Source organism: Halonotius roseus, from assembly GCF_006861655.1.
In the GTDB taxonomy this organism is placed as follows: domain Archaea; phylum Halobacteriota; class Halobacteria; order Halobacteriales; family Haloferacaceae; genus Halonotius; species Halonotius roseus.
On record NZ_SESI01000004.1, the window covers coordinates 229775 to 254314 of the forward strand.

Annotated in this window: 25 protein-coding genes; 17 read left to right on the plus strand and 8 right to left on the minus strand. The window is 65.5% G+C overall.

The features are described from left to right. The first annotated feature begins 77 nt into the window (after positions 1 to 77). From EWF95_RS13195 to EWF95_RS13215, 5 genes are all read left to right on the plus strand, one after another. Positions 78 to 2030 carry an aldo/keto reductase gene (locus EWF95_RS13195; RefSeq protein WP_142444551.1) on the plus strand — a complete coding sequence of 651 codons (1953 nt, stop codon included), beginning with the start codon at positions 78 to 80 and terminating at the stop codon, positions 2028 to 2030. Positions 2031 to 2078: 48 nt separating this feature from the next. After that, complete coding sequence (locus tag EWF95_RS13200) at positions 2079 to 2459, plus strand: DUF7475 family protein (protein WP_142444552.1); 381 nt, start codon at positions 2079 to 2081, stop codon at positions 2457 to 2459. Positions 2460 to 2466: 7 nt separating this feature from the next. Next, the gene (locus EWF95_RS13205) at positions 2467 to 3270 is read left to right on the plus strand and encodes a CDP-alcohol phosphatidyltransferase family protein (RefSeq protein WP_221886662.1); all 804 of its coding nucleotides are present in this window, start codon (positions 2467 to 2469) and stop codon (positions 3268 to 3270) included. 26 nt (positions 3271 to 3296) lie between these two features. Continuing rightward, positions 3297 to 3845, plus strand: a complete 549-nt coding sequence (locus EWF95_RS13210; protein WP_142444553.1) for a metal-dependent hydrolase — start codon at positions 3297 to 3299, stop codon at positions 3843 to 3845. A 77-nt stretch (positions 3846 to 3922) separates the two neighbouring features. Then, entirely contained in the window at positions 3923 to 4501 is a 579-nt protein-coding gene (locus EWF95_RS13215; protein WP_142444554.1) for a phosphatase PAP2 family protein, read from the plus strand. Here EWF95_RS13215 and EWF95_RS13220 read toward each other — a convergent pair. Further along, entirely contained in the window at positions 4491 to 5477 is a 987-nt protein-coding gene (locus EWF95_RS13220) for a zinc-dependent alcohol dehydrogenase (protein ID WP_142444555.1), read from the minus strand. The two genes, EWF95_RS13215 and EWF95_RS13220, sit on opposite strands and share 11 nt — an antisense overlap. Positions 5478 to 5510: 33 nt before the next feature. Next, complete coding sequence (locus EWF95_RS13225; protein WP_142444556.1) at positions 5511 to 6287, minus strand: GTP cyclohydrolase III; 777 nt, start codon at positions 6285 to 6287, stop codon at positions 5511 to 5513. 93 nt (positions 6288 to 6380) lie between these two features. Between EWF95_RS13225 and EWF95_RS13230 the strand changes: the two genes are divergently transcribed. Further along, positions 6381 to 7184: an HAD-IIA family hydrolase gene (locus tag EWF95_RS13230; protein WP_142444557.1), complete on the plus strand. Its 804-nt coding sequence runs from the start codon at positions 6381 to 6383 to the stop codon at positions 7182 to 7184. Positions 7185 to 7286: 102 nt separating this feature from the next. Beyond that, positions 7287 to 7427: a hypothetical protein gene (locus EWF95_RS13665; protein ID WP_185911793.1), complete on the plus strand. Its 141-nt coding sequence runs from the start codon at positions 7287 to 7289 to the stop codon at positions 7425 to 7427. A 39-nt stretch (positions 7428 to 7466) separates the two neighbouring features. Here EWF95_RS13665 and EWF95_RS13235 read toward each other — a convergent pair whose 3' ends face one another. Continuing rightward, positions 7467 to 8198 (minus strand): metal-dependent hydrolase, encoded by a 732-nt coding sequence (locus EWF95_RS13235; protein ID WP_142444558.1) that lies wholly within the window; start codon positions 8196 to 8198, stop codon positions 7467 to 7469. 86 nt (positions 8199 to 8284) lie between these two features. On the opposite strand from EWF95_RS13235, the gene EWF95_RS13240 reads away from it, so the two are divergent. The 5 genes from EWF95_RS13240 to EWF95_RS13260 are packed head-to-tail and all read left to right on the plus strand — an operon-like array spanning position 8285 to position 11970. After that, entirely contained in the window at positions 8285 to 9025 is a 741-nt protein-coding gene (locus EWF95_RS13240) for a fumarylacetoacetate hydrolase family protein (protein ID WP_142444559.1), read from the plus strand. 49 nt (positions 9026 to 9074) lie between these two features. Further along, complete coding sequence (gene hisC / locus EWF95_RS13245; RefSeq protein WP_142444560.1) at positions 9075 to 10163, plus strand: histidinol-phosphate transaminase; 1089 nt, start codon at positions 9075 to 9077, stop codon at positions 10161 to 10163. Between the two features lie 29 nt (positions 10164 to 10192). Further along, positions 10193 to 10780 carry an adenylate kinase family protein gene (locus EWF95_RS13250; RefSeq protein ID WP_394348590.1) on the plus strand — a complete coding sequence of 196 codons (588 nt, stop codon included), beginning with the start codon at positions 10193 to 10195 and terminating at the stop codon, positions 10778 to 10780. Further along, complete coding sequence (locus EWF95_RS13255) at positions 10777 to 11379, plus strand: CDP-alcohol phosphatidyltransferase family protein (RefSeq protein WP_142444561.1); 603 nt, start codon at positions 10777 to 10779, stop codon at positions 11377 to 11379. Before EWF95_RS13250 ends, EWF95_RS13255 begins: the two co-directional genes overlap by 4 nt. A gap of 48 nt (positions 11380 to 11427) precedes the next feature. Further along, positions 11428 to 11970 (plus strand): multiprotein bridging factor aMBF1, encoded by a 543-nt coding sequence (locus tag EWF95_RS13260; RefSeq protein ID WP_142444562.1) that lies wholly within the window; start codon positions 11428 to 11430, stop codon positions 11968 to 11970. Between the two features lie 29 nt (positions 11971 to 11999). On the opposite strand, the gene EWF95_RS13265 is transcribed toward EWF95_RS13260, so the two are convergent. Beyond that, entirely contained in the window at positions 12000 to 12761 is a 762-nt protein-coding gene (locus EWF95_RS13265; RefSeq protein WP_142444563.1) for a DICT sensory domain-containing protein, read from the minus strand. Positions 12762 to 12884: 123 nt separating this feature from the next. Between EWF95_RS13265 and tpiA the strand changes: the two genes are divergently transcribed. Continuing rightward, on the plus strand, positions 12885 to 13529 hold the full coding sequence (gene tpiA / locus EWF95_RS13270; protein ID WP_142444564.1) for a triose-phosphate isomerase: 645 nt from the start codon (positions 12885 to 12887) through the stop codon (positions 13527 to 13529). A gap of 9 nt (positions 13530 to 13538) precedes the next feature. Here the strand turns inward: tpiA and EWF95_RS13275 are convergent, their stop codons facing one another. From EWF95_RS13275 to glyA, 3 genes are all read right to left on the minus strand, one after another. After that, positions 13539 to 15428, minus strand: a complete 1890-nt coding sequence (locus EWF95_RS13275) for a helicase HerA domain-containing protein (protein WP_142444565.1) — start codon at positions 15426 to 15428, stop codon at positions 13539 to 13541. Positions 15429 to 15503: 75 nt separating this feature from the next. Further along, complete coding sequence (dinB, locus tag EWF95_RS13280; RefSeq protein WP_142444566.1) at positions 15504 to 16862, minus strand: DNA polymerase IV; 1359 nt, start codon at positions 16860 to 16862, stop codon at positions 15504 to 15506. Between the two features lie 110 nt (positions 16863 to 16972). Beyond that, complete coding sequence (glyA, locus tag EWF95_RS13285; protein WP_142444567.1) at positions 16973 to 18220, minus strand: serine hydroxymethyltransferase; 1248 nt, start codon at positions 18218 to 18220, stop codon at positions 16973 to 16975. A gap of 219 nt (positions 18221 to 18439) precedes the next feature. Here glyA and tbsP point away from each other — a divergent pair, with 219 nt between their 5' ends. After that, on the plus strand, positions 18440 to 19252 hold the full coding sequence (gene tbsP, locus EWF95_RS13290) for a transcriptional regulator TbsP (protein ID WP_142444568.1): 813 nt from the start codon (positions 18440 to 18442) through the stop codon (positions 19250 to 19252). 51 nt (positions 19253 to 19303) lie between these two features. Next, entirely contained in the window at positions 19304 to 21022 is a 1719-nt protein-coding gene (locus EWF95_RS13295) for a YcaO-like family protein (RefSeq protein WP_142444569.1), read from the plus strand. An 8-nt stretch (positions 21023 to 21030) separates the two neighbouring features. Here EWF95_RS13295 and EWF95_RS13300 read toward each other — a convergent pair whose 3' ends face one another. Further along, positions 21031 to 22089, minus strand: coding sequence for a mechanosensitive ion channel family protein (locus EWF95_RS13300; RefSeq protein ID WP_142444570.1), 1059 nt, complete (start codon positions 22087 to 22089; stop codon positions 21031 to 21033). Positions 22090 to 22237: 148 nt separating this feature from the next. Between EWF95_RS13300 and trmB the strand changes: the two genes are divergently transcribed. Next, a complete protein-coding gene (gene trmB / locus EWF95_RS13305; protein ID WP_142444571.1) occupies positions 22238 to 23287 on the plus strand; it encodes an HTH-type sugar sensing transcriptional regulator TrmB in 1050 nt (349 codons plus the stop codon). 496 nt (positions 23288 to 23783) lie between these two features. After that, the gene (locus EWF95_RS13310; protein WP_142444572.1) at positions 23784 to 24536 is read left to right on the plus strand and encodes an ATPase domain-containing protein; all 753 of its coding nucleotides are present in this window, start codon (positions 23784 to 23786) and stop codon (positions 24534 to 24536) included. The last annotated feature ends 4 nt before the right edge of the window (positions 24537 to 24540 follow it).

Here is a 24540-nt window from a genome sequence, read left to right on the forward strand (position 1 = left end):
ACAAAACCCCATCGGCGAGTCGAACCGCGCACACCTATCGCCGGGGGAGTTTTAGGCCTCGCCCGCGCGGTGAAACTGTGCACTGTCTGTTTGTCGGAGCGGGGTCGATTGCGTCGTCGTACGCCGACGGCATCGCCGACGCCGAACTCGCGTTGGCCGGCGTCTGCGATCTCGACGCCGACCGCGCCGACGCGTTCGCCGCGAGTCACGACTGTCCCGCCTTCGGCGATCTCGATGTCGCCCTCGATACCCTCGACGCGCCGCTGGTCGTCAACCTGACGAGCCACGCGGCCCACGCCGAGGTTACGCGAACCGCCCTCGCAGCCGACCGCCACGTGTACTCCGAAAAGCCGCTCGCACTCGACAGCGAGACCGCCGGCGAGTTGGTCGAAACGGCCCGCGAGCGTGATCTCGCACTCGGCTGCGCGCCGGCGTCGGTCGCGGGGCCAACCCAACAGCGCGCCCGTCGGCTGCTCGGCGAGGGGCGACTCGGGCCCGTCCAGTTGGCCTACGCCCACGCCCACGTCGGCCGCGTTACCGACTGGCACGACCGTCCGGAGTCGTTCCTCGCTATCGGGCCGCTCTACGACGGCGGCGTCTATCCGCTCTCGCTGCTGGTCGCGTGGTTCGGCCCCGTTGAGCGCGTCCGCGTCGCCGACAGCCTCGATCCGTGGCCCGAGCGAGAGACCCAACGACCCGAGGCCGACAGCCACGTCGAGGCGACGCTGGCGTTTCGAGACGGCCCCACGGTACGGCTCACGGCGAGTTTCTACGCCCCGCACCGCAGTCGGGAGTTCTACGGGCTGGAACTCCACGGCGACGACGGCTCGCTCTATCTCGACAACACCGGCCGGATGGAGCCCGCCAGCGACGCCGTGCAGTACGGCGGGCTCGGTCGGTCGTACACGACCGTCCCGCCGCAGTCGCCAACCGACGCCCGCGACTACATCGATGCGGTCGAAGACCTCGCTGCGAGCGTCGCTGCCGGCGAGCCGGATCGCCGAACAGCGCGCCGCGGGGCCCACGTCGTCGCCGTCTGCAACGCTATCCAAGCGGCAGCCGCCGATGGCGGGCCGGTTGACGTGCCAGCTCATGGCGTAGCGGGGCCGGATAAGCCCGAATCGACAGCGACCACAACCGACGACGGCACCCTGTCGGTGCCCCCGGTTGGGTTCGGCTGTTCGCGCTACCGTGGCGACGAGTACGTCGAGCGCAAAGCATCGATTGCGACCGCTCTCGACGCGGGCTACCGGCTGCTCGACAGCGCGGAGCTGTACGGCAATGAGTTCCGCATCGGCGAGCTGCTGGCTACACCGGGATCGCCGGATCGAGACCACCTCACGATCCTCGGCAAAGTCTGGCGAACGAACCACCAGCGGGAACACCTACTGGCCGCCTGCGAGGGCAGCCTGCGGGAACTCGGCATCGACGCCTTCGACTGCTACATGCTCCACTGGCCCGAAGCGTGGGCCCATCAGGGGTCGCTGGATCGACTGGCCGAGAAGCCAGTAGAAACACAGGAGGCACTGACGTTTCCGACCGACGCCGACGGTGAGATCGAAACGGCGTCGATCCCGCTGGCCGAGGCGTGGGCAAACCTTGAGACGGTCGTCGAGCGCGGCTGGGCGGAGACGCTCGGCGTCTGCAATGTCTCACGGTCACAACTGGAGACGATCCTCGATGCGGCGTCGATCCCACCCGTAGTCGTCCAGATCGAGCGACACCCCTACCAGCCACAGACCGATCTCGTCGAATTCTGCCACGACAACGATATCGCCGTCGTCGCCCACTCGCCGCTGTCGGCTCCGGGACTGCTGGACGAGCCAGTGCTGGCCGAGATCGGCGGAAAATACGATCTCTCGCCGGCCGGCGTCGTGCTGGCGTGGAACGCGACCCGCGGCGTCGTCCCGATCCCGTCGAGTACGACCGAGGCACATATCGTTGGCAACGCGGCCGCTGTGGCAACGCGGCTCGATAGGGAAGCTTGCGAGCGGATCGGCGCGCTGCGCGATCCCGAATTCGAGCGGTAATCGTCACGCGGGCGATACGATTATGTGGATTCCGGCCGGTGTAGGCATATGAGCACGGATACCGGCAGCTTCTCGCTCGACACCGACTCGCTAGGCGGCCTCGCCTACGTTGGCATCGTCGCCGCGATCATCTCGGGGCTCATCCACCTCAGACTCGGCGTCGGGTTCATCGACTCGCCGCTCGGGATCAGCTTCCTGTTGGCTGGCCTCGGCTTCCTCGGCGCGGTCGTCCTCGTCCTCGTCAACTATCGCCGCCGGACGGTCTATGCGGTCGGGATTCCGTTTACCGCGATCCAGATCGTCCTCTGGTATTACGTCAACTTCGTCGCCGGCGACTACGCCTTCCCCGCGGATGTCGGCACGCTCGGCGCGATTGACAAGGTCGCACAGGTCGTCTTGATCGCCGTCCTCGTCGTCCTCCTCCGGTGACGTAGTCGTGTCCACGTGGTACCGCCGGGCGGCGACAGTCGAGTTCGGACTTCGAGCCGGACTGCCGGCGGTCGCGGCGGGCTGTCTCGCGCTCGTGGTAGCAGCCGCAGTGCCAGCGTCGGCCGCGGCGTGGTCGCCGCTGTCGCCGTGGGCGGTTGCCGCCGCGTTCTGGGCCGCCCAGCTGTGGCATATCGGCCGTCGAACCGGCCGGGCCGAACTCGGCGAGCGGCCGGTGCGCTACCTCTTCGGGTTCGCAAACACGCTCTCGCTGCTGCGGAGCGGCCTCTACAGCGTCGTCGCCGGCCTCGCCGTCGCCGCGCCGACCGCCGCCGTCGCGTGGCTGCCCGGCCTCTGCTACGGCGTCGGCGTCGTCTTCGACAAACTCGACGGGACGGTCGCCCGAACGGTCGGCCGGGAGACCGACCTCGGCGAGCGGCTGGATATGACCGTCGATACCGCCGGCTTCGTCGCCGCGCCGGTCGTCGCCGTTTGTTGGGGATTACTGCCGTGGTGGTATCTGTCGCTGTCGGCGGCACGGTACGCCTTCCTCGGCGTGCGGCGGTGGCGACAGGTCAGCGACCGACCTGTCTTCGAGCGACCCGACAGCAACCTCGGGAAATACCTCGCCGGCGTCCAGATGGTCTTTCTGACGGCCGTGTTGCTACCGGCGGTGCCGACCGACCTCGGCTGGCGGCTCGCACCGGTCGTGCTCGCGCCGTCGCTGGCCGTCTTCGGCCGCGACATACTGGCGATCAGCGGGCTGTATCCCCTGCGCGGTGCGGTGGGTGACCACTCGGCCGAGGAGGATTGAAGCCGCCCGCCGCCGTACAGTGATCCGTGCTGTTTCCGACCCACCTCGTCGTGGCCGCCGGCATCGGGGTCGTCTCTCGGCTCCGCGCCACGCGGACTGCGGCGGCAACGGCGGTTTCGATGCCGTCGCAGTCGCCGCTGTCTCTCGGCTGGCTGGTCGTCGGTGCCGCGCTGCCGGATCTGATCGACAAACCGCTCGGGATGGCCGGCGTGACGGAGCTGTTTCACTCGGTCGGCCACAGCGCGGTTCTGCTACCGGTCGCTATCGCCGTCGCGCTCGCCGGTCGGCGTGGCGTTGCACTCGTCAGCGGGCGGGGCCTTGCGCTCGCTGTCGGCTGGGCGTCGCATCTGTTCCTCGACGCGCTGCACGTCGTCATCAACGGCCGGCCGAGCGACGCGCTGTTCCTCGGCTGGCCGGTCGTGTCGCCGCCGAATCCGCCCGCGATCCCGCCGGGCGAGTTCTTCTGGTACTACCTCGGTAGTCCGTCGTTCTACCTCGAAGTGCTGCTGTGGCTCGCGGTCGCCGCGCTCGTCGTGTGGACGGTGCGGGTCGAACGTGGCGGAACAAACCGGTGAGTCGCCGGCGACGCAGCGGCGACCTGAGCCGATGACGCCGGGCCTATGGTCGTCCGCCCCGAGGATCAGTCAACACCATGACCGGACTCGTTGCCGACGTGCTCGCCCTCATCGTCGGGCTCGACCACCTCGCCGTCGACTTCCTCGTTGCGATCCGCGACCCCGCGATCACGAAGGTAATGAACTCCGTGACCGGCCTCGGCTCGGCGACCGCAGCGGCGGTCATCGTCGGGCTGTTCTATCTGGCTGGCTGGCACGAGGAGGTCGGCACGTCGGTGCTCGCTCTCGGACTCACCGGGCCTGTCGTGCTGACGTTGATGGGGCTCGTCCAGCGACCGTTCCCGCCGGAGCCGGTCTGTGTCACGAGCGGCGAGATGGTCGCCCACTCGTTCCCGTCCGGGCACGCCGCCGGCGTCACGGTCTTTGCCCTCCTTGCCGCGCGCTCCGACCGGCTGCCGCTCGCGCCGACTGCCCTCCTCGCGGGCCTGATCGCAATTTCGCGGATGTATCTCGGCACGCACTACCTCTCGGATACCATTGCTGGCATCGGGATCGGCGCGGCCGCCTTCTTCATTGCGACGCGATGGCTGACCGATAGCCGGAAGGCAGTCGTTGACTACGTACGGAGCCGGTCGGAACGAAGCGTCAGTAAGTAAGCACGACCTGCAACACTGGTTCCGACCGTTCGTCGAGCAGTTCGTAGGCATCGGCCGCCTCGCTGAAGGGAATCCGGTGGCTGATGAGTCGCTCACAGTCGAGGCGGTCGAGCCACTCGACGGCCGTGTCGAACCGCCGCTTTCGATCCCACCGGCCGCGGCGGGCCGGGTCGATAGTACTCACCTGGCTTGAGACGAGTTCGATCCGGTCGCGGTGGAAGCTCCCGCCGAGGTCGATGGGGGCGCGTTTCTCGCCGTACCACGAGCCGACGACGACACGGCCGTCGTAGCCGACCGCGTCGATGGCGTCGTTGAGGACGGCGGGCTCCCCGGAGAGTTCGACCGCGAGATCACAGTCGCCGAGTTCGGCCGCAGCCGCCTCGGGCGTCAGCGTCCGACCTGCGCCCATCGAAGTCGCCGCCTCACGACGGGCAGCGATCGGTTCGACGACGACGAGTTCGTCGAGCGGGAACGCCGACAGCAGCCGGGTCGTACAGAGGCCGACGACACCAGCCCCAAAAACGACAACCGATTCGTCGAGTTTCGGCTCGCTGTCGAGAACGAGGTTGGTCGCGGTTTCGACCGTCGGCAACAGGCAGCCGTGGGCGGGCGAAACGCCGTCAGGCAGGACGACGAGGTCGTCGGGAGCGGCCGCAAAGCGTGTCTGATGTGGGCGAAAGCCGAACACCGACCGATCCAGCCACTCGTCGGCAACGTCGCTCCCGGTTTCGACGACGGTGCCGGCGGCGGCGTAGCCGTACCGCAGCGGGTATTCGAAGGTGTCGTCGAAGGCCTCGATGGTTTCGTCGACCGGCATCTCAGTCGGCACCTCGTCGCGGTAGACGAGGAGTTCCGAGCCGGCACTGATCGCCGAGGCGTCGGTTGCGACGACGACCTCGTCGGCGGCGGGGTCGACGCTGACCGGTCGGTGGTCGACGGTCTCGGGGCCGGTGAAGTACAGTGCGGTCTCGGTCATCGGCAGGGTGGCGATCGATCGCGGCGGGGCATCTCAGTCGTCTCCGGTCGTTGCCTGTGGGTGGTCGAACTCGACGATCGTACCCTCATACCGACAGTCCTCAAGGGCGTGTTTGGCGGCGTAGCCCGCGTCGTGGGCCGTCGTCCCGCGGCCGACGCCGACCTTCAACTCGACGCCGACATCGCGTTCGACGTGGTTGATGGCGTCTCGGTAGTCAGCCGCCGAGAGATCCGGACAGACGGCGATGATGTTGTCGCCGCCGACAAAGAAGGAAAGCGCGCCGTGGGCCTCGCGCATATACTCCATCAGCGAGGCGTAGCTGCGCTCGATGTGGATGAAGGAGTCAAACTCGTTGAGTTGGTCGGTGTATTTGCCGGTGGCGTCGTTGACATCGAAGTGGGCGATATGTGTTGTGGCGTCGGCGTCGGCACCCAGCGGCTCGCCGGCGAGTACCTCGGTGCGACCCTCGTCTTGGGCACTGCCGGCGGCCTGAATCTGTTCGGTCGCCTCGTCGAGGGCGGCCGCCGGCGTCTCGGCGGTGCCGATCCCGAGGCTGACGGTGACCGGATACCGGTTGCGGACACTTTCCTGGAGGGCTTTGTGGCCGGCGCGGCCGATGCCGTTGGTGACGGCGATCATGTTGTCGAACCGGCTGAAGAAGACGTAGCCGCCCCGGCTGCCGATGAACTGGGCGAGGTCGGCAAACAGCCGGGACTGCATGGTTTGGAGATCCATCTCCCGGCGTGGCTCAGGGGTGATCGTCCACGGCCCGTAGTTGTCGATCTGAATGAGAGTCAGCTGGGTCGTCACAGCAATCCATACGTGACGCTACAGTTAGTGTCTTTCCGTTAGTGGGGGTCGGCGAACCGAGCGTTTCAATTCGGTACGGCGGCGAGATCACCCATGAGCTACGAGGGGATCGTCCTCGATGTCGATGGCACGGTCGTCCGTGAGTCAGCACCGATCGACGGCGCGGCCGAGGGGTTGGCGGCCGTCGACGACGCAGGGGTCCGACGGGTCTTCTGTTCGAACAATCCCACCAAACGACCCGAGGCCTACGAGGAGCGGTTTGCTGAGGCGGGCTTCACGGTTTCGGCCGAGGAGGTGTTCACCGCCGGGACGATCACGACCGACTATCTCACAGACGAACACGCCGACGACCAGGTGTTTCTCGTCGGCGAGGCCGGACTCCGAGACCAGCTCGTCGACGCCGGACTGTCGGTGACGACCGACCCGCGGGCGGCCGATGTCGTCGTCGGCTCGCTGTCGACAGAGTTCGACTACGAGACGCTCTGTGAGACGATCATCGCTATGGACGACGAACCCGCCTTCGTCGGCACCGACCCGGATACGGTCATCCCACAGGATGGCCCTGACCGACCGGGATCGGGGGCGATCATTCACGCGATGGAGGGCGTTATCGACCGCTCGGTCGATGTGATCTGTGGCAAACCGTCGGCGTACGCCCGCGAAACAGTCCTCGACTATCTTGGTGTTCCTGCCGAAGACTGTCTCGTCGTCGGCGACCGACTCAACACCGACATCGAACTCGGCACGGCCGCAGGGATGACGACAGCGTTGGTGACGACCGGGATCATGGATCGATCAGCTGTGGCGGACTCGGCAGTCACGCCGGATTACGTCATCGACTCGCTGGCCGAACTCGGCGCGGTCATCGGCGGGACAGCCGAGCGGTACGTCGCCTGAAATGCCGGATTACAGTACTGAGATGCCGGAGTAGCCGCCTGAGAGCACTAGTGTGGTACTGTCTGACAAAGACTTATATACGGTGGTAGTCTGCCTCATGGTATGGTACCACATTACTCACCATACGTCTTCGGTGACGAACCGCCGACGCCGACCCGCCACGACCCCGAGGGTCGTGATCTCGTAATTATCGACGGGACGGCAATGACCTACCGGCACCACCGCGTTCGACAGCAAGCGTAGGTCGCTCCGAACACAGATATCGTAGCCGCAGCACCGTTGTTAGTCGAGGACAACCGATTCCTCGCCGTCGAGGATGTGGGTCTCCGCCCCGCTGCCGGTCGCCTGTACCTCCCGTTCCCACTCGTCGGTATCGACTTCGATCGGCGGGAACGTGTCGTAATGCATCGGGAAGGCGTGCTCCACGTCGAGCCAGTCGACAGCAACGGCCGCTTGCATCGGCCCCATTGTGAAGTGGTCGCCGATCGGGACGGCCGCGGCGTCGGGTTCGAGATACGGCCTGATCACATCTTTCATCTCGCTCATCAGACTGGTGTCGCCGGCGTGGTAGAACGTCGTCGACTCGCTGTCGGCGATCTGGGTTGGTTTGGTGTCGCTGACGACGAAGCCGGCGGGCATGCCGCCCTCGTACTCGTGTTCGGTGTTGATCCCGTTGGTGTGATCGGCCCGCACCATCGACACAAAGGCATCGCCGCATTCGACGGTGCCGCCGAGGTTCATCCCGATGCCGCCGACAGCATCCTCGAAGCCCAACTCGGCTGTCGCGTAGCTGACGACCTCCGGTGTCGCCACCAACGTCGCGTCCGCGAAGTGTTCGGCGTGACCGATGTGGTCGGCGTGTGCGTGGGTGAGCAGGAGGTAATCAGGCGTCTCGACATCCTCGGGCTCTAACTTGGTGTGAGCGTTGTCGAAGAAGGGGTCGATCAGCAGCGTTGTGTCGTCGACCGTGAGGTGCCATGTGGAGTGCCCGTGATAGGTGAGTTCAAACGTCATAGCCAGTGTACACTACCGCCAGCAGCCATATAAAATTCGGCCGCGGTGACCACAACACGTTTTGGCCCACCACGACGACGCTTGGTATGCATCTCGTCCGCTTCCGTGATCCATCCGGTACCATCCGGCAGGGCACCGCCACCGACGACACTGTCGCCTTCGGCGACCAGGGGTACGCCCGCGACAGCGTCGACATCCTTCCGCCCTGTGAGCCGACGAAGATCATCTGTGTCGGCCGGAACTACGCCGACCACGCCGCAGAGCGCGACGCCGATGTGCCGGATCGACCGCTGTTGTTCCTCAAACCACCGAACGCTGTCGCCGCCCCGGCGTCGACGGTGACGCTGCCAGCGGGCAAGGAGCGGATCGACTGGGAGGCCGAGTTCGCGGTCGTCATCGACGAGCAGTGCCGCAACGTCGCCGAGGACGACGCCCTCGATGTCGTCAGGGGCTACACCTGCCTCAACGATCTCTCCAACCGCGACGACCAAGACCGCGAACAGAACTGGGTGCGCGGGAAGGCCTTCGACAACGCCGCGCCGATCGGCCCGGTGATAGCGACGCCCGACGAGGTGCCCGACGACGCAAGCATCGAACTTCGGGTCAACGGCGAGACGAAACAGGACGCGGCGATCGACCAGTTTTACTTCTCAGTCGCGGAACTGATCGCCGAGATCACCGAGTACATGACCTTGGAGCCGGGCGACGTGATCTCGACAGGGACGCCGGCCGGCGTCGGCGCGCTCTCAGATGGCGACCATGTCGAAGTCGAGATCGAGGGGATCGGCACGCTGGAGCACGACGTGGTGATCCCGGATAGCGACTGATCGACCCCGTGTAAGCACGCTTAAGGCCCGCGGGCCGCTCCGCTCGGGTATGCAACCACGGGATCTCTCCGCGACCAGCCCGTACGTCCCAGGGCGGGGGATCGAGGAAGTCGCCCGCGATCTCGGGCTCGATCCGGCCGATCTTATCAAACTCTCCTCCAACGAGAACCCACACGGCTCCAGTCCGAAAGCCGTCGAGGCAGTCCACCAGCAGGCCGACGACGGCCTCCATGTCTACCCAAAGGCGTCCCACACCGATCTGACCGAGAAGCTCGCCGACAAATGGAGCGTCGCCGACGAGCAGATCTGGGTCTCCCCCGGCGCGGACGGCGCGATCGATTACCTCTCCCGGGCGATGTTGGAACCGGGCCAGTCGGTGCTCGTCCCCGACCCTGGCTTCTCGTACTACCGGATGAGCACACGCCACCACCACGGTGAGATCACCGAGTACGAGCTCTCGAAAGCCGACGACTTCGCCCAGACGGCCGACCTCGTTCTCGACTCGTACGACGGCGAGCGCATCATCCACATCACCTCGCCACACAACCCGACCGGCAGCGAGTGGACACGCGAAGAGATCCGGACGCTGCTCGACGAGGTCGACGACCAGACGCTCGTCGTCGTCGACGAGGCCTACGGCGAATACTCCGAGCAACCGAGCAGTATCGAGCTCCTCTCGGAGTTCGACAATCTCGCCGTCCTCCGGACGTTCTCGAAGGCCTACGGCCTCGCCGGGCTGCGAATCGGCTATGCGGCCGTCCCCAAATCATGGGCTGACGCCTACGCCCGCGTCAACACGCCCTTTGCGGCCAACGAGGTCGCTTGTCGAGCCGCGCTGGCCGCGCTCGATGACGATGACCACATCGAGCAATCGGTTGAATCCGCCCAGTGGGCCCGCGAGTACATGCAGGAGAAACTCGACGCGCCGACCTTCGACAGCGCGGCCAACTTCGTGTTGGCCGACGTTGGCGACGCCAGCCGCGTCGCCGAGGCCAGCCAGCGCGCCGGCGTCATCATCCGCGACTGCAGCAGCTTCGGGCTGCCCGGCTGTGTCCGGATCTCCTGTGGCACCCGCGAGGGGACGAAAACCGCTGTCGAGACGCTCAACGAGATCGTCGCCGAGGTGACGCCAACGTGACCGACGAGCCGGCGACGACTGACGACCCGATGATGACCGACGACGCGACGACGACCGACAACGCAACGACGACTGAATCGACAGCTAGCGACGATGTAGCACAAAAACTGGTCGTCACCGGCACGCCCGGCACCGGAAAGACGACCGCGACCGAACAGCTCGCCGCCGACACCGACGCGGAGATCATCCATCTCAACGACGCGATCCGCGAGTTCGAACTCTACAGCGAGCGCGACGCCGACCGCGATTCGCTGGTGACCGATCTCGACGCCGTCAGAGAACACCTCGGCGAGTGGCGTGGGATCCTCGAATCACACCTTGCCCACCATGTTGACGCCGACCGCGTTGTCGTCCTTCGGTGTGAACCGAGCATACTGGAAGACCGACTGCGGGATCGCGGCGACAGCGACGCGAAAGCCCAGGAAAATGCCGAAAGCGAGGCGCTCGATGTCGTGCTCTCGGAGGCTGTTGAGAACCACGGCGAAGGTGCCGTCTACGAGGTCGATACGACCGACCGCGAGCCGAGCGCGGTAGCCGCCGAGATCGCCGCCGTCCGCAACGGTGACCGCGAGCCCGGTGTCGGCGCGGTCGACTTCACGGGGTATCTCGTCGGATGACGCTCGATCGACTCCGCCCGGTCGCCGACCGGCTGCTGACGCCGTTTGTCACCGGGGCCGACAAAGTTGGGTTGACACCGAACAGCGTCAGCGTCATCTCGCTGGGCGTTGCGGCCGCGGCGGCCGCCGCCTTCGTCGTCGCCGAGCCGCTCTTCTATATCGCTGGGAGCGTCTTCGTCTTTGCCAACGGCTGGCTGGATCTGATCGACGGCGCGCTCGCCCGCCGCCAGGAGACCGCCTCCGCCGGCGGCGACCTCTTGGATCACGTGATCGACCGCTATGCCGATCTGACGATCATCGGTGGCCTTGCGGCCGGGGTCGGCAACTTCGCGCTCGGGTTTCTTGCGGTGACCGGCGTGTTGATGACCTCCTATCTCGGCACGCAGATCCAGGCGGTCGGCCTCGGCCGTGCCTACGGCGGGCTCGTCGGGCGGGCCGATCGGCTGGCGTTGATCGGCCTCACCGGCGTCGCCGCGGCCGTCGTCTCCGGCCCGATCGTCGCGGACTACGGGGTCATCGAACTGCTGTTGGCCTTCTTTGCGGTGATCGGCCATATCACCGCCGGCCAGCGGTTCTGGGGCGCGTGGAACGATCTCTGAGTCGCCGGCGGCGCATGCTTTATACCGGGCCGTCTGGTATCGGTGCGTATGGCCCAATGTGAGATGTGTGGTGCCGAGCAGTCGTCGCTCACCACCACGAAGGTCGAAGGGGCGAAACTGGATCTCTGTGACGAGTGTACGGAGTTCGGGACGGAGGTCAAAACGGAATCCTCGTCGTCGGGATCGAGCAAATATTCGACATCGAGCAGTAGTTCCGGTTCGTCGGGCGGGAGCAGCGGCTCCACAACAACGGGATCGACGGGTAGCTCGGGCAGTTCCTCGAACCAACGCCGCAAGGACATGTTCGACGACATGGACGAGATCGCTGGCGATTACGACGATCGCATCCGGGAGGCACGCGAGGGCGAGGGGCTCACCCAAGAGGAGCTCGCCAACGATCTCAACGAGAAGGCAAGCCTCATCCGCAAACTCGAACGCGGCGACGTGCTCCCGAGCGACGATGTCCGCAAAAAGCTCGAATCCAAGTTTGCTATCTCGCTGACCGAGGGTGCCGACGTGGAAGACACCGAGTGGTCGGGCAGTTCCAGCGGGTCGATGACCCTCGGCGACGTGGTCGAACGAAAGGAGTGATCCGGCCGGCAGTGTCAGAGCGGACGCACTCAGACGGTGTGTGAATCGCCGTCGGCGTCGATATCGGGTGACGGCTCAACGTCACCGTAGTTGCTTTTCAGATAGCCGATCAGGTACTCGACGGTTTTTGCATCGTACGTCCAAAAACCGTAAAAATCCCGATCGCCGCGCTCTTCGGCCAACAGCGCGCACATGTTTTCGTCGACACCGTCGCCGTCGTAGGCGACAAACCAGGTCTTCTGAATCTCCTCGTCGTGTTCGATATGGAGGGTGAAATTGTCGTGATCCGGGATAATCGGCGTCTCGCTGACCGGGGCGGCGTAGGTGTGTACCGACAGCGAGGTGTGCTCGCCAAGCTGATTGTAGGCGTCGGTCTGGCCTTCCAGTACCGACAGCGTCTGGAAGCCGGCATGCAGTTCGCCGCTGCCGATCCGCCAGGCGCGATCCTCGATCTCCCGGGAGGCCATAAACATATCCTCGATCGAGTAGGAGGTAAACAGCGTCTCATCGAGATGGTCGAGCACCGGACTTCGCTCAACACCCGTCTCCGTGGCCGGCTCTGCATCCGGCGGCTGGTAGATATCGTCCAGCGACACCGCTGTCACGAAGGCATCCTCCCGGCTGAGGATCGCAAACTGCTCGGGTTCCTCTGGCAGCGATCGTGTCTCAACCGTGAGATGCCGATCCTCGTACTGGTCGCGGAGATCATCGACGACAGACTCCGGTGTGTTGACAGCCGTCAGCGTCATGGTGCGGGCTTCGATATCCGCGATCAGACCTCGCAACGACATCCGTACTAGTTCGCACCTTCTCAGGGGAGGTATTTGATGGTTTGTGAACATATCTGACAGGTAAGGGGCCGAACCGCCGACTGAAAGATGAAGCTATATGACGCCGGCGGCAAACGGTGAGGTATGTTCATCTTGGTGAACCTGAAAGCGTATCCGTGTGATCCGATCGAAGTCGCCACCGCAGCCCGCGATGTCGCCGAGGATGCCGGCGTCCGTATCGCCGTCTCGCCGCAGGCCGCCCACATCGAATCTGTCGCCGACACCGGCGTCGAAACGTGGGCCCAACACGTCTCGCCGAACGGCTACGGCAGCTTCACCGGCAGCACCCTCGCCGAAGCCGTTGCCGAGGCCGGTGCGGAGGGGACGCTGCTCAACCACTCGGAGAACCGCCGAAAGCTCGCCGATATCGACGAGTCGGTACGCGCCGCCGAACGCGCCGGGCTGGAAACCTGTGTCTGTGCGAACAACCCGGATCAGATCGCCGCCGCCGCCGCGCTCCAGCCGGATTCCGTCGCCGTCGAGCCGCCGGAGCTCATCGGCGGCGATGTGTCGGTCGCCACGGCCGATCCGGATATCGTCACCGACGCTGTCGCCGCCGCTGGCGGCGTTGATGAGGATGTCGATGTCTACTGTGGCGCGGGGATCTCGACGGGCGACGATGTGGTGACCGCCGAGGAGCTCGGTGCCTCGGGGATCCTGCTGGCCAGCGGGGTTGCCAAGGCCGACGATCCGCGGGCCGCCCTCGAAGATCTCGTCTCCGGGCTCTAAGCGAGCCCGCTATTTTGGTTCGGCAACGTCGTCAAGAAAGCTTGCTTCGACTGATTGTACCATCGTCGATAGCTCGCTGTCGGTGAGCGTATCGGCGTAGGCCTCCCGGATCAGCTCCGGGATCGCGTACCGGTAGCGGCCCTCGCCGAGATGCCGAATCAGCCCTGACTGCCGGAGCGGTCGGTTCCGGCTGTAGGCGAGCTGGTGATCGTCGTCGCCGCCGGCCGCGAGATGCGCCGACATCGGATCACTGTCGCCGACCTCCCGATAATGTTCCAACATCTTCACCGACCGCAGCGGGAGGTCGACGATCCGATCGGTGAGCTCCGTGACAACCGCCTCGCGGGTGTCGTGTTCGACCGCCTCGACGAACTCCATGGCCTCCTCGGCGATGTCGGTGCGGGCGACGGTGCCAAAGCCTTGGGAGCCGTTGGTCGCCCGCTCGCTCGAACCCGACGAGTCCTCGGGGCCGGTGACCTCCGAGGGGTCGACCGGCTCCGGATCGATCGGGCCCGAGTTGTCGCCGCTCGTTGGATCGATGCTCTCGTCGTCGGTGTCATCATCGAGTGTCGCCGCCACAGCGTCGTCGACGCCGGTGACCGCATCGGCGAAGTCAGCCGGGGTGAGATCGTCGCCGAAGACGCCGTCGGCTGTTGTTTCGGCACCACCCGTGTCGGCAGTGGGGCTCTCGGCACCGGCAGCCGAACGATCGGCAGCGTGGCCGTTGGCACCGCCAGCCGGTCGATCGCTGGTGTGGCCCTCGGCACCGCCGGCCGGGGTCTCGGCGGTCGCATCGACCGCGGCTGCGGCCTCCTCTGCCGGTGGGGCAGTCTGGCGGTAAGCAGCCTCGGATCGCTGCAACATCGCCTGGGCGAACTGATCGGCCATCCGGCTCAGATCACGGGCGTCCTCAAGCTCCTGTTCGAGTTGTGTGATCCGGGCCTCCCTTTTGTCGAGTTCCTGCCGAAGATCGGCCAGCTCGCTTTCCCGCCGTGCTTTCTCGTCGGAGATATCGGTGAGCTCCGAGACCAGATCGTCGCTGACGGATTTGAGCTCCGGCTGTTCGATATCTTCCAGCCCGGGGGTTGCGCCGGCATCGAAGGTCTCCTTGCGGTGGAACTGCACTCGGCGGATGTCGTCCGACCAGTCAGCGACGAGGAACCCTTCGCCGTCGCCTAACTCCTCGACGGCGTCGGCGTACTCCGAGCCGAGGATGCGGCCGACGACCTTGGTGTCGTTGCGCCAGGTGAGTCGGTGCCAGACAAGCCAGTCACACTGGGTGATGAAATCCTTCTTTACATCCGCTGGGCGTTGGCTGATGCCGACGACGCCCAGCCCGTGTTTCCGGCCGCGTTTGCCGATCTTGATCAGCATCTTGCCGGCCTCGCCCATCCCACCCTGTTCGGGGATATACTCGTGGCACTCCTCGACAACAAGGAGGAAGGGCTTTTTGAGCTTTTTCTCCTTGGCAAAGAGGTGACGGGCTGTTTCGAGCAGCAGCTCGTTGGCGTCCGCGTCGTCGAGATAGCCCGACACGTCGAGGATGATCGGGATGTTTTCCTCAAGCGCGAGCGACGCGATCTTCTCGGCGTGGTCGGCGGTGACCTGGATATCGCATTCCTCGTCAGCACCGACGTGGAGGATCTCGTAGGCCTCCTTGAGCCCGTAGTACTCGCCGTCGCTGTCGACGATGAGGACAGGAAAGTTGTTGTCAAGGAGGTTTTCGAGGACGACCGATGCTGTGTTTGATTTCCCGCTACCGCTTTTGCCCGTGATGAAGCCGCGTCCGGTGAGCAGGTCGACGACCGGCAAGTCGACAGGGGTGCCGGCGTTGATCTCGTTGGTGCCGCCGGGGCCGGCGCTCACGTCCGCGACCGTGATGGTTTCCTCGCTACTCATTCACGTCCGCCAACTGTACGTGCCCACATAGTTCCTGTGTCGGTTGGCTCGCCGTCGTCAGCCGGCTGTCGGACGCTAGTCGTACCGGCCGAGCGATGATTGGCCCTCGGCGGTGTGATTGTCGCTCTCATCATCGTCGTCGGCGCGGTCGCCGTCGTCATCAACCCAGTCGGTGAGCTGTGCGTCGGTGTCGACAGCTTCACGGGCGATATCGGCTGTGTTCTCCCACTCGGTGCGATCATCGTCCTCGCTGTCGGTCGCCGGCGTGGCGTCGAACCCATCGAGGCGGGCCTGATCCTGAGCACCGAAACTAAGCTTCGAGACCCGAACACCGAGCTTGCGCACCGGATCGTCGTCGAACTCGTCGAGGAGATCGAGCGCGATCGATTCGACGAGGTCGGGTTCATCGATCGGCCCCGACAGCGAGGTGGCGCGGGTGTTGACATCGAACGGCGGGGTGACGACCTTGATCCCGACGGTCTGATACATCGCGTCGCGGCTCCGAGCCCGGGCGGCGACATCAGCCGCGAGCGCACTCACCCGCTCGCGTTTGGCCTCGGTTTCCTCGGTTGCCTCGGTAAACGCCGACTCCCGCGAGAGGCTTTTCGGGCGACCGGTCGGCGTCACCTCCCGATCGTCGTCGCCGCGAGCGCGGGCGTACAGCTCCCGGCCGCGCTCGCCGAAGCGGTCGGCGAGATCGGTTGGGTCGGCCGCCGCGAGGTCGCCGGCGGTATCGATCCCCAGCTCGGCGAGTTCTCGTTCGGTCACCGGGCCGACGCCGTGGATCGCCGCCACCGGCAGCGGCGCGAGAAAGTCGGTGACCTCGCTGGGACGGACGACCGTCAGCCCGTCGGGCTTGTCGTGGTCGCTGGCGACCTTCGCGGTCGCCATGTTCGGGGCGACGCCAACGCTGGCCGGCACGCCGACCTCGCGGTCGATCCGCTGTTTGATGTAGCGGGCGTACCCCTCAGCGATCGTTCGATCCTCGCTCCCGTCGGCATCGACGACCCCCCAACTCGTGCGATCGGTCACATCGAGATACGCCTCGTCGATGCTGACCTCCCGGACAACATCGGCGCAGTCGTGGAGGATCGCTTTCACATCGCTGGCGACCTCCTCGTAGAAATCGAGATCGACAGGCCGGTAGTAGCCGGCCGGCTCGGCGTCGGTCTCGGCGGCCCGCGGGAGGGAATCGAGAGCCTGGCTGATCGGCTGGGCGCTGTCGATCCCATACTCGCGGGCCTCGTAGCTCGCGGTGGCGACCGCACCATGGGGTTCGCCGGCCTCGTATCCCATCCCGACGACGAGTGGCTCGCCGCGGAGCGCGGGCTCCCGAAGGCGTTCACACGACGCGTAGAAGCAGTCCATGTCGACATGGAGGATGATCCGTGGATCATCGTCGCTCGCCGTGTCGGTAAACTCAGCAAACGTCATCTCCGATCACCGCCGCGGCGGGATCGACACATCTTGGTCACCGCTGTCTGAGCTGTTGGCTGCCACAGATAAGACAGTACCGCCCGGCAGCTACGCAACAGGAGGGCAACTCACTCGTACAGTGGGTGGGCCGCACAGAGTTCGTCGATCCGATCGCCGACCTCGTCGATGACGCTCTGGTCGTCGTGGTTGTCGACAACGCGGTAGATCAACTCACCGACCTCCTCGGTTGCGGCCTCGTCAAAGCCACGCGTCGTCAATCCAGGCGTGCCGGCGCGAATGCCGCTGGGGTTGAACGGCGAGCGCGTCTCGCCCGGCACGGTGTTTGCGTTGAGCACGATCCCCGCATCGGCGAGGGCTTCCTCGGCGTCGCCGCCCGGCAGGTCGGGATGGGATTCCCGCAGGTCGACGAGCACGAGGTGGGTGTCGGTGCCGCCGGAGACGACCTCGAAGCCGTGGTCGGCAAACGTTTCGGCCAACACGTCCGCGTTGTCGACGACCTGTTGGGCGTACTCTTCGAACTCCGGTTCGAGAGCTTCACCGAAGCCGACGGCCTTCCCGGCGATGTTGTGCATCAGCGGGCCGCCCTGTCCGCCGGGGAAAACGGCGTTGTCGATGTCGTCGGCGTGTTCCTCGCCCGTCATCACGATCCCGCCACGACCGGCGCGGATCGTTTTGTGCGTCGACCCAGTGACGAAGTCGGCGACGCCGACCGGCGAGCGGTGGACGCCCGCGGCGACGAGACCGGTGATATGGGCGATGTCGGCGAGGTGGTAGGCCCCCACGTCGTCGGCGACATCCTGAATCGTTTCCCACTCGACCTCTCGCGGGTACGCCGAGTAGCCCGAGACGATCATATCCGGTTCGAACTCCTCGGCCATCTCGGCGAGGCCGTCGTAATCGATATATCCCGTTTCGGGGTCGACCTCGTACTGCTCGACATCGTAGAACTGGCCGACGAAGTTCGCGGGGTGGCCGTGGCTGAGGTGGCCGCCGTGCGTCAGATCCAGCGAGAGGATCTTGTCACCGGGTTCGAGCGTGGCGAAGTAGACCGACTGATTCGCTTGGGTGCCCGAGTGGGGCTGGACGTTGACGTGGTCGGCCCCCCAGAGCTCCTTCGCGCGGTCGATCGCAAGCTGTTCGATCTCGTCGGCGTACTCACAGCCCGCGTAGTACCGCTTGCCGGGATAGCCTTCGGCGTACTTGTTGGTCAGCGCGCTGCCCTGCGCTTCGAGGACGGCCTTGCTGACGTGGTTCTCGCTGGCGATCATCGCCAACGTCTCCTCCTGTCGGGTATCCTCGCCGGCAAGGGCATCTGCGACCGCGGGATCGACCGCACGAACCTGCTCGTAGTCCATACCAAATCCCGGCCGCTTAGGCCAATAAGTGTGTCTGTCCACGCTCACCGCCCCTGTCTGTCCACGCTCACCGCCCCGGTTGCTGCCGGGCGCAATCGTCGTTATCAACGGTGTTTTATTACATATTTTGCTGGGTTAATTTAGTGCGAAGCCGACTAATGCACGCAGTGCTTTCCCACTAATATTAAGTGTGTGTTCGACGCTTATTCAGCTAGTGAGATGGCGACAAATACACTGGCGACCGACCGCCACGAGCTGCTGACGACGACACTGGCCGAGGCGACCGAACCCTGTTGGATCGTCGATCCAACCCCCGAGATGATCGAGGCGGTCGTCGATGTTGCCAGCGACGGCGACACAGCCGGCCAGCTCCGGCTGTTGGCCGCCGAGGACACCCTCAAAACCACCTTCGAGGAGTTTCTTGTTGCCAGCCGCACCGCGGATCTGGTCGCCGACAACGACCTCGCTGTGCGAACGGTCGGAACCCCCAGCACGAACTCGCTGGTGATCACCGAAAGCGCGGTGACGGCGGTTGTTGCCGCCGGCGAGCAGGTCGCCGGGCTCCGTACCGACGACCCTGAGTTCGTCGAGACAACACGCGAGGAGATCGCCGACCGCTGGGACGACGCCGAGGCGTTCCGGCTGCGAACACCCGCGATCTCGGAGATCCGAACCACGCTGAGCGACGATATCGGCGCGGCCGTCCGCGAGGATTTCGATACCGTCGTGCGGTCGCTTGAGACCGCCGACGACGATATCGCGCTCGACGAGGTGGCGATCTCGCTGGTGATCGCCGCGAAAAACGAGGTGCTGTTGTACGACATCTCGAAGTGGGGCGAGGATGTCGGGATCGCCAGCAAAGCCACCTTCTCACGAACCAAAAGCCGGCTTGAGGATGCCAACGTTATCACGACCGAGAAGGTGCCGATCGATGTGGGTCGGCCGCGGCTCCGGCTCCAACTCGGCGACGATCGGCTCAAGACGGCCCCGACGACCGACCTCGCGGCTGTTGCCGCCGAGCTGCTTGACTGACCAGCGACCCGAAGTCGACCTGTTTTTGCGGCGTGCCGTCGTGGGCGAGGTATGGAACTCGCGGTCTGTGGCGGCGGCCCCGCTGCCGAGGCGATCATCGCCGCTACCGAGGATATCGATGCTGCTGTGCGCCGCATTGCGCCCGACGCCCTCCAAGATGGCTCGGCGACACCACCCACAACCGGTGCGGTCGTCGCCCCGACAGGCGCGGCCGTCTTTCGGGCGGCAACCGACCATTTCGATCGCTGGGTTGCCGTCGAGATCGGTGGGATCGGCGGCTACCCGATCGAAACGCTCGATGCGGCGGTAACGACATTCGGCCCCGACACCGCCTGCTATCGCTGTCTCAATCAACGAGTCGGAGCCCACGAGGAGGCGACGAACACCGAGCCACACGGCGACCGCAGCAGGGTACGGCTGGCCGGCGCGGTTGCCGGCAACCGCCTGATCTCACTCGTGGCCGGCGGGAGTGACGGCGGCGAGATCACAGAGCTTCCGGGCCCAGAGCGACGGCTCTTACCGGTGCCGAACTGTGACTGTGCGAGCGAACCGAACCCGTCCCGCGCGCTCCCGCTGACCCACCGCACCGTCGGCGTCGACGACGCGTTGGCACGGGCCGAACAGGCCGTCGACGACCGGGTTGGCCTCGTGGCGAACGTCGGCGAACGCGAATCGTTTCCGGTTCCGTACTACATCGCCGAGATCGCCGACACGACCGGGTTCAGCGACACAGCAGCCGCCGACTTCGCCGCCGGCGTCGATGTCGACTGGGATCGCGCCTACATGAAGGCGATCGGTGAGGCCTTGGAGCGGTACAGTGCCGGCGTCTACCGAACACAGAGAGCGACCCGTGGCCCGGAGCGAACGCTTGCGGCTCCAGTGTCGCCGACCGCGTTTGTTCGCCCCGAGGGGTTCGAACAGCCCGAGCCCGAACAGCGGATCGACTGGATCAAGGGCCAGCGACTGCCGGACGGCGAGAGTGTGTCGCTGCCGGCGGAGTTCATCTGGTTTCCGCCGCCGAACCAACGGTATCGCCCGGCGATCACGACCGGACTCGGGCTTGGGAACTCGCCTATCGGGGCGGTTCTCGCGGGGCTGTATGAGGTGATCGAGCGCGACGCGACGATGCTGGCGTGGTACTCGACGTTCGAGCCGCTGGGGCTGGCGATCGAAGACGACGTTGTTGCGGAGCTGCGGAAGCGGGCGCGGGCCGAGTCGCTGACGGTCACGCCGCTGCTCGTCACCCAGGATATCGACGTGCCCGTCGTGGCCGCGGCCGTCCACCGCGAGGGTGAGTGGCCGCGGTTTGCCGTCGGCTCGGGGGCCAACCTTGATCCGGTCGCGGCCGCGCGGTCGGCGATCGCCGAATCCCTCCAAAACTGGATGGAACTGCGGTCGATGGGCCCCAAGATGGCTGCCGAGCAGAGTGGAGCGATCGCCGAGTACGCCGACCTGCCGGCGGCCGCCGAGGCGTTCGTCGACCCCGACAGCCGGATCCCGGCCGACGGGCTCGGCGACCCCGATCTAACGGGCGAAGCGGAGCTACGGGCCGTCTGTGATCGGCTGGCGGCGGTCGATCTCGATGCCTACGCCGCCCGGTTGACCACCCGGGATGTTGACGCGCTTGGGTTTGAGGCGGTTCGAGCCGTGGTGCCGGCGGCCCAGCCGCTGTTTACCGGCGAGCCGTATTTCGGCGAGCGCGCCCGATCGGTGCCGGAATCGATGGGCTTTGAGCCGCGGCTAGATCGGTCGTATCACCCCTATCCGTAGCGGCGGGCTCACTCGCCGCTGTCGGTCGACAGGTCGTCGCCGGATGGGTTGGCGGATCGGTCGGCGGATCGCTTGCCGGATCCCGTCATGTCGGCGGCGGCTGTCGAGTCAGCGGCCGACTGGGGCGCGTCGTCGGCCGGCGAGCCGGCGGAACGGATCGCCTCCCCAACGGAGTCATCAACCACAAGCTGACGATGCGGGTAGGCCATCTCAAGGTCGGCGTCGGCATCGATGAACCGCTGGCGGATCGCGGTACGAACCTCCGACTCGACGGTAGCGAGCTTGTAGGGTTTCGTTACCCAGTAACGCAGCCGGAGCAGTACGCCGCTGTCGGCGAAATCGGCGATCAAACAGCCGGGGCTGGCGGGGTACCGCGCGCTGCCGACGCGGATGTCCGGCCCGCCGTTGATCACGTTATCGATGTCTCGGGCCGCCAACTCCATCTGGCGGCGGGCCTCTGGGATATCGGACTCGTAGGTGACCAACACATCCAACGAGAGCCGGGTGCGTTCGTCCTCCGCCGAGTAGTTGGTCACATCCCGTTCGCGGACATTGCCGTTTGGAATTACCAGAAAGGTGTTGTCGAGGGTGAAGATCTTCGTATACCGGATCGTGATATCGTCGACGAACCCGCGGGTTCCCTCCTCAAGTTCGATCATATCACCGATCTCGAAGGGTTGGTCGGCCAACACGAAGATCCCGTTGAGGACGTTGCCGACGATCGGCGCGAGGATGATACCGACGACCGCCGAGAAGACGGTCACCGAGAGGACGATGTTGCCGAGCCTGAGGCCGACAAACGAGCCCGCAACGATGAGTGCGATGGCGATGGTGCCACCGCGAACACCGCCCAACACGATCTGGGCGACGCTTTGGCGTTCGAATCGGCGGGCGACCGGCCGACCGAGCAGGCTGACAAGGAGCTTCGACAGCGAGACGCCGAGGGCGACAACGAGAAGCGCGGCGACGACCCGGTGGCCGGGAAACTGCAGCCACGCTGGCAACACGGAGCTCGCCACCTCGGTGGCGGCTGTCTCCGTGGTTCCAGCTGGCTGGATGGTAGTCATTGACTTCACCTCTTCGCCGGCGCGAAAAAGCCTTGTCCTCCGTGCTGTCGGCCACGATCTGTCGCACAGCTAAAACGTACGGTGTTCCGAAACAAGATGCAACTCACCGAAGAGTAAATTTCATACAGACAGGCTCCAAGAAGCCGGTATGGCAGACGACCTCCGGAAGACGTTCGAAGGCGTCGGCGAGCGGTTCAATCTCGGCGAGTACGAGATCGATGCCTACCTTGCCGTCCTCGAACACGGCGAACTCACCGCCAGCGAGATCGCCGACCGCACCGATATCCCACAGCCCCGCGTCTACGACACGGTGCGCAGCCTCTCGGATCGCTCGCTGGTCGAACTCCGGGAGTCCCGCCCGATGCAGGTCGTCGCCATCGACCCCGAGACGGCCTTCGGCGACCTCCAGTCGTCGTTTACCGAGCTTGTCGACGAGCTGACCGCGCGCTACACTGCCCCGGCACGGGACACCGAGGCGGTGTCGCTGGTCAAATCCCGGGCGACGATCATCCGGTATCTCACCGAGATCATCGAAAGCGCGGAGTACGAGCTCACGCTGTCGTTGACGCCGTCGCTGCTGGCGGAGTTCGAGGACACACTACGGAGCCAGATCGACGCTGGTGTCAGCATCGACCTCCTTCTCACGCCCGCCCGTGAGGCCCCTGATCCCGACGCCTTTGAATACCGATCGGTGGCGACGACTGTGCGGGCTCGCCGGGGGATCACCACACCGGTGTTGGCGGTCGCCGACGGCACCGATTCCATCTACGCGACACAGGATGCCCTTCGGGACGACCGGGATCGCTACGGCGTGATCTTCAGCCGCTCCGCGCTGGGCTTTCTTGTCTCGGGGTTCTTCGAGACGGTGTTGTGGACGACCGCCGAAACGCTGTCGACGACGCCGACCGAGCGGGCGTTTCCACGGCGGTACGCCTCGATCCGCCGGGCGGTCAAGGATATCCGGGATCTCGGCGGCGACTTCTATGCGACCGTCGAAGGCCGGGAGACAGAAACCGGCGAGCCGGTCGTGATCAGCGGGGCCGTCGAGGAGATCGAGTTCCGCGAAAACGAATCCGTCGCCTCCCTGCTTGTCGACACCGGCGACGACCGGATCCGGGTCGGCGGGCTCGTCGCCGCCTACGAGGCGATCGAGGGACAGGCGATCCACATCGGTCGGGAGTCGCCGCCCGAGGTGTAGCCGACGACGGCAGCGTCGCCGCGGTGATACAGTTTCTGCTGGCCGGCCACGCCAGGGTGCTGTTCAGAGTAGTGCGATTGGATTGCGAACACCTCGAAAGCCCCCGGCGTCTCGCCTCCCGGGACTCGCTGTGCTCCTCGTCGTTCGCGTTGCTCACTCCTGCGGTGCTTGCGTCGTCACCAGAACTCGGAGATTTCTGGTTGGCTCACGAGAGCGAAGCTCTCGTGAACGTCCGGGTTCGCCGAGACGCCGGCCCCTTTCAGTCCCACCCGCGTCGGCAGGTCAGGCAGCCACAGTCGGGCGGGACTGAAAGGGGCGACCCGCTGGCGGAAGGCGGGCGACGCAAGCACTGCAGGGCCGCAGGCCCGAAGCGCGCAGCGAGCCCCCCGACGCCAGCGAGTCGGGGCTTTCGAGATGGTTCCAGTTTCCCCAGCTTATCTGAACACGACCAAATCGGCGGCCGAGCCGTTATATACCCGCCCAGCGAAGACAGGCTATGCGAGCGACGCCCCAACAGCAGTATCTCTACTCGCTCGGGCTAGCCGGCGAGGATCAGGTGAATCGGGCCTTCGGCGGCGGGCTACCGACAGGGAGTCTCGCCGTCGTCGAAGGCCGACACGGGGCCGGGAAGAGCACGCTTGCCGGGCGGTTTGCCTACGGGCTCTGTGAGCAGTCCCAGACGGTCACGTATCTGTCGACGGAACGAGAGTTTACGCGCTTTCTGGGACAGATGCGGTCGCTGTCGTACAACGTCCAGAAATCGTTGCTCCGGCGAGATCTGTTGTATCTGTTCGGCGATCTCACCGGCTCCGGGGGCGACGACCAGCCGGAACTGCTCTCGCGGCTGCGGGCCGCCCAGCAGCTGTGGACCAACGATGTCATTGTGTTCGATACGTTCAGCGATATCCTGCTGTACGATCCGACGGTCGAAGCACTTGCCGAACAGGGGAATTACCGCCGAGCAGTCCAGCGAATCCTGACGTTTTTCCGGCGGATCATGGCGACCGGGACAACCATCGTCCTGTTGGTCTCACCCAGCGGGCTTCCGAGAGAAACGATGGAACCGCTGCGGGCCGTGGCCGATGTGTTGCTCGATATCACGGTCGACAACTCCGACGGCCGGCGGTACCGCTGGATCAACGTGCGTCGCTTCGCCGGCATGGGCCAACAGGTCGACGACCGGATCTCGTTTTCGATCCGACCGGGAACCGGTATCGTCATCGAGAACCGGAGTGTTGTGCAGCGGTAATTTC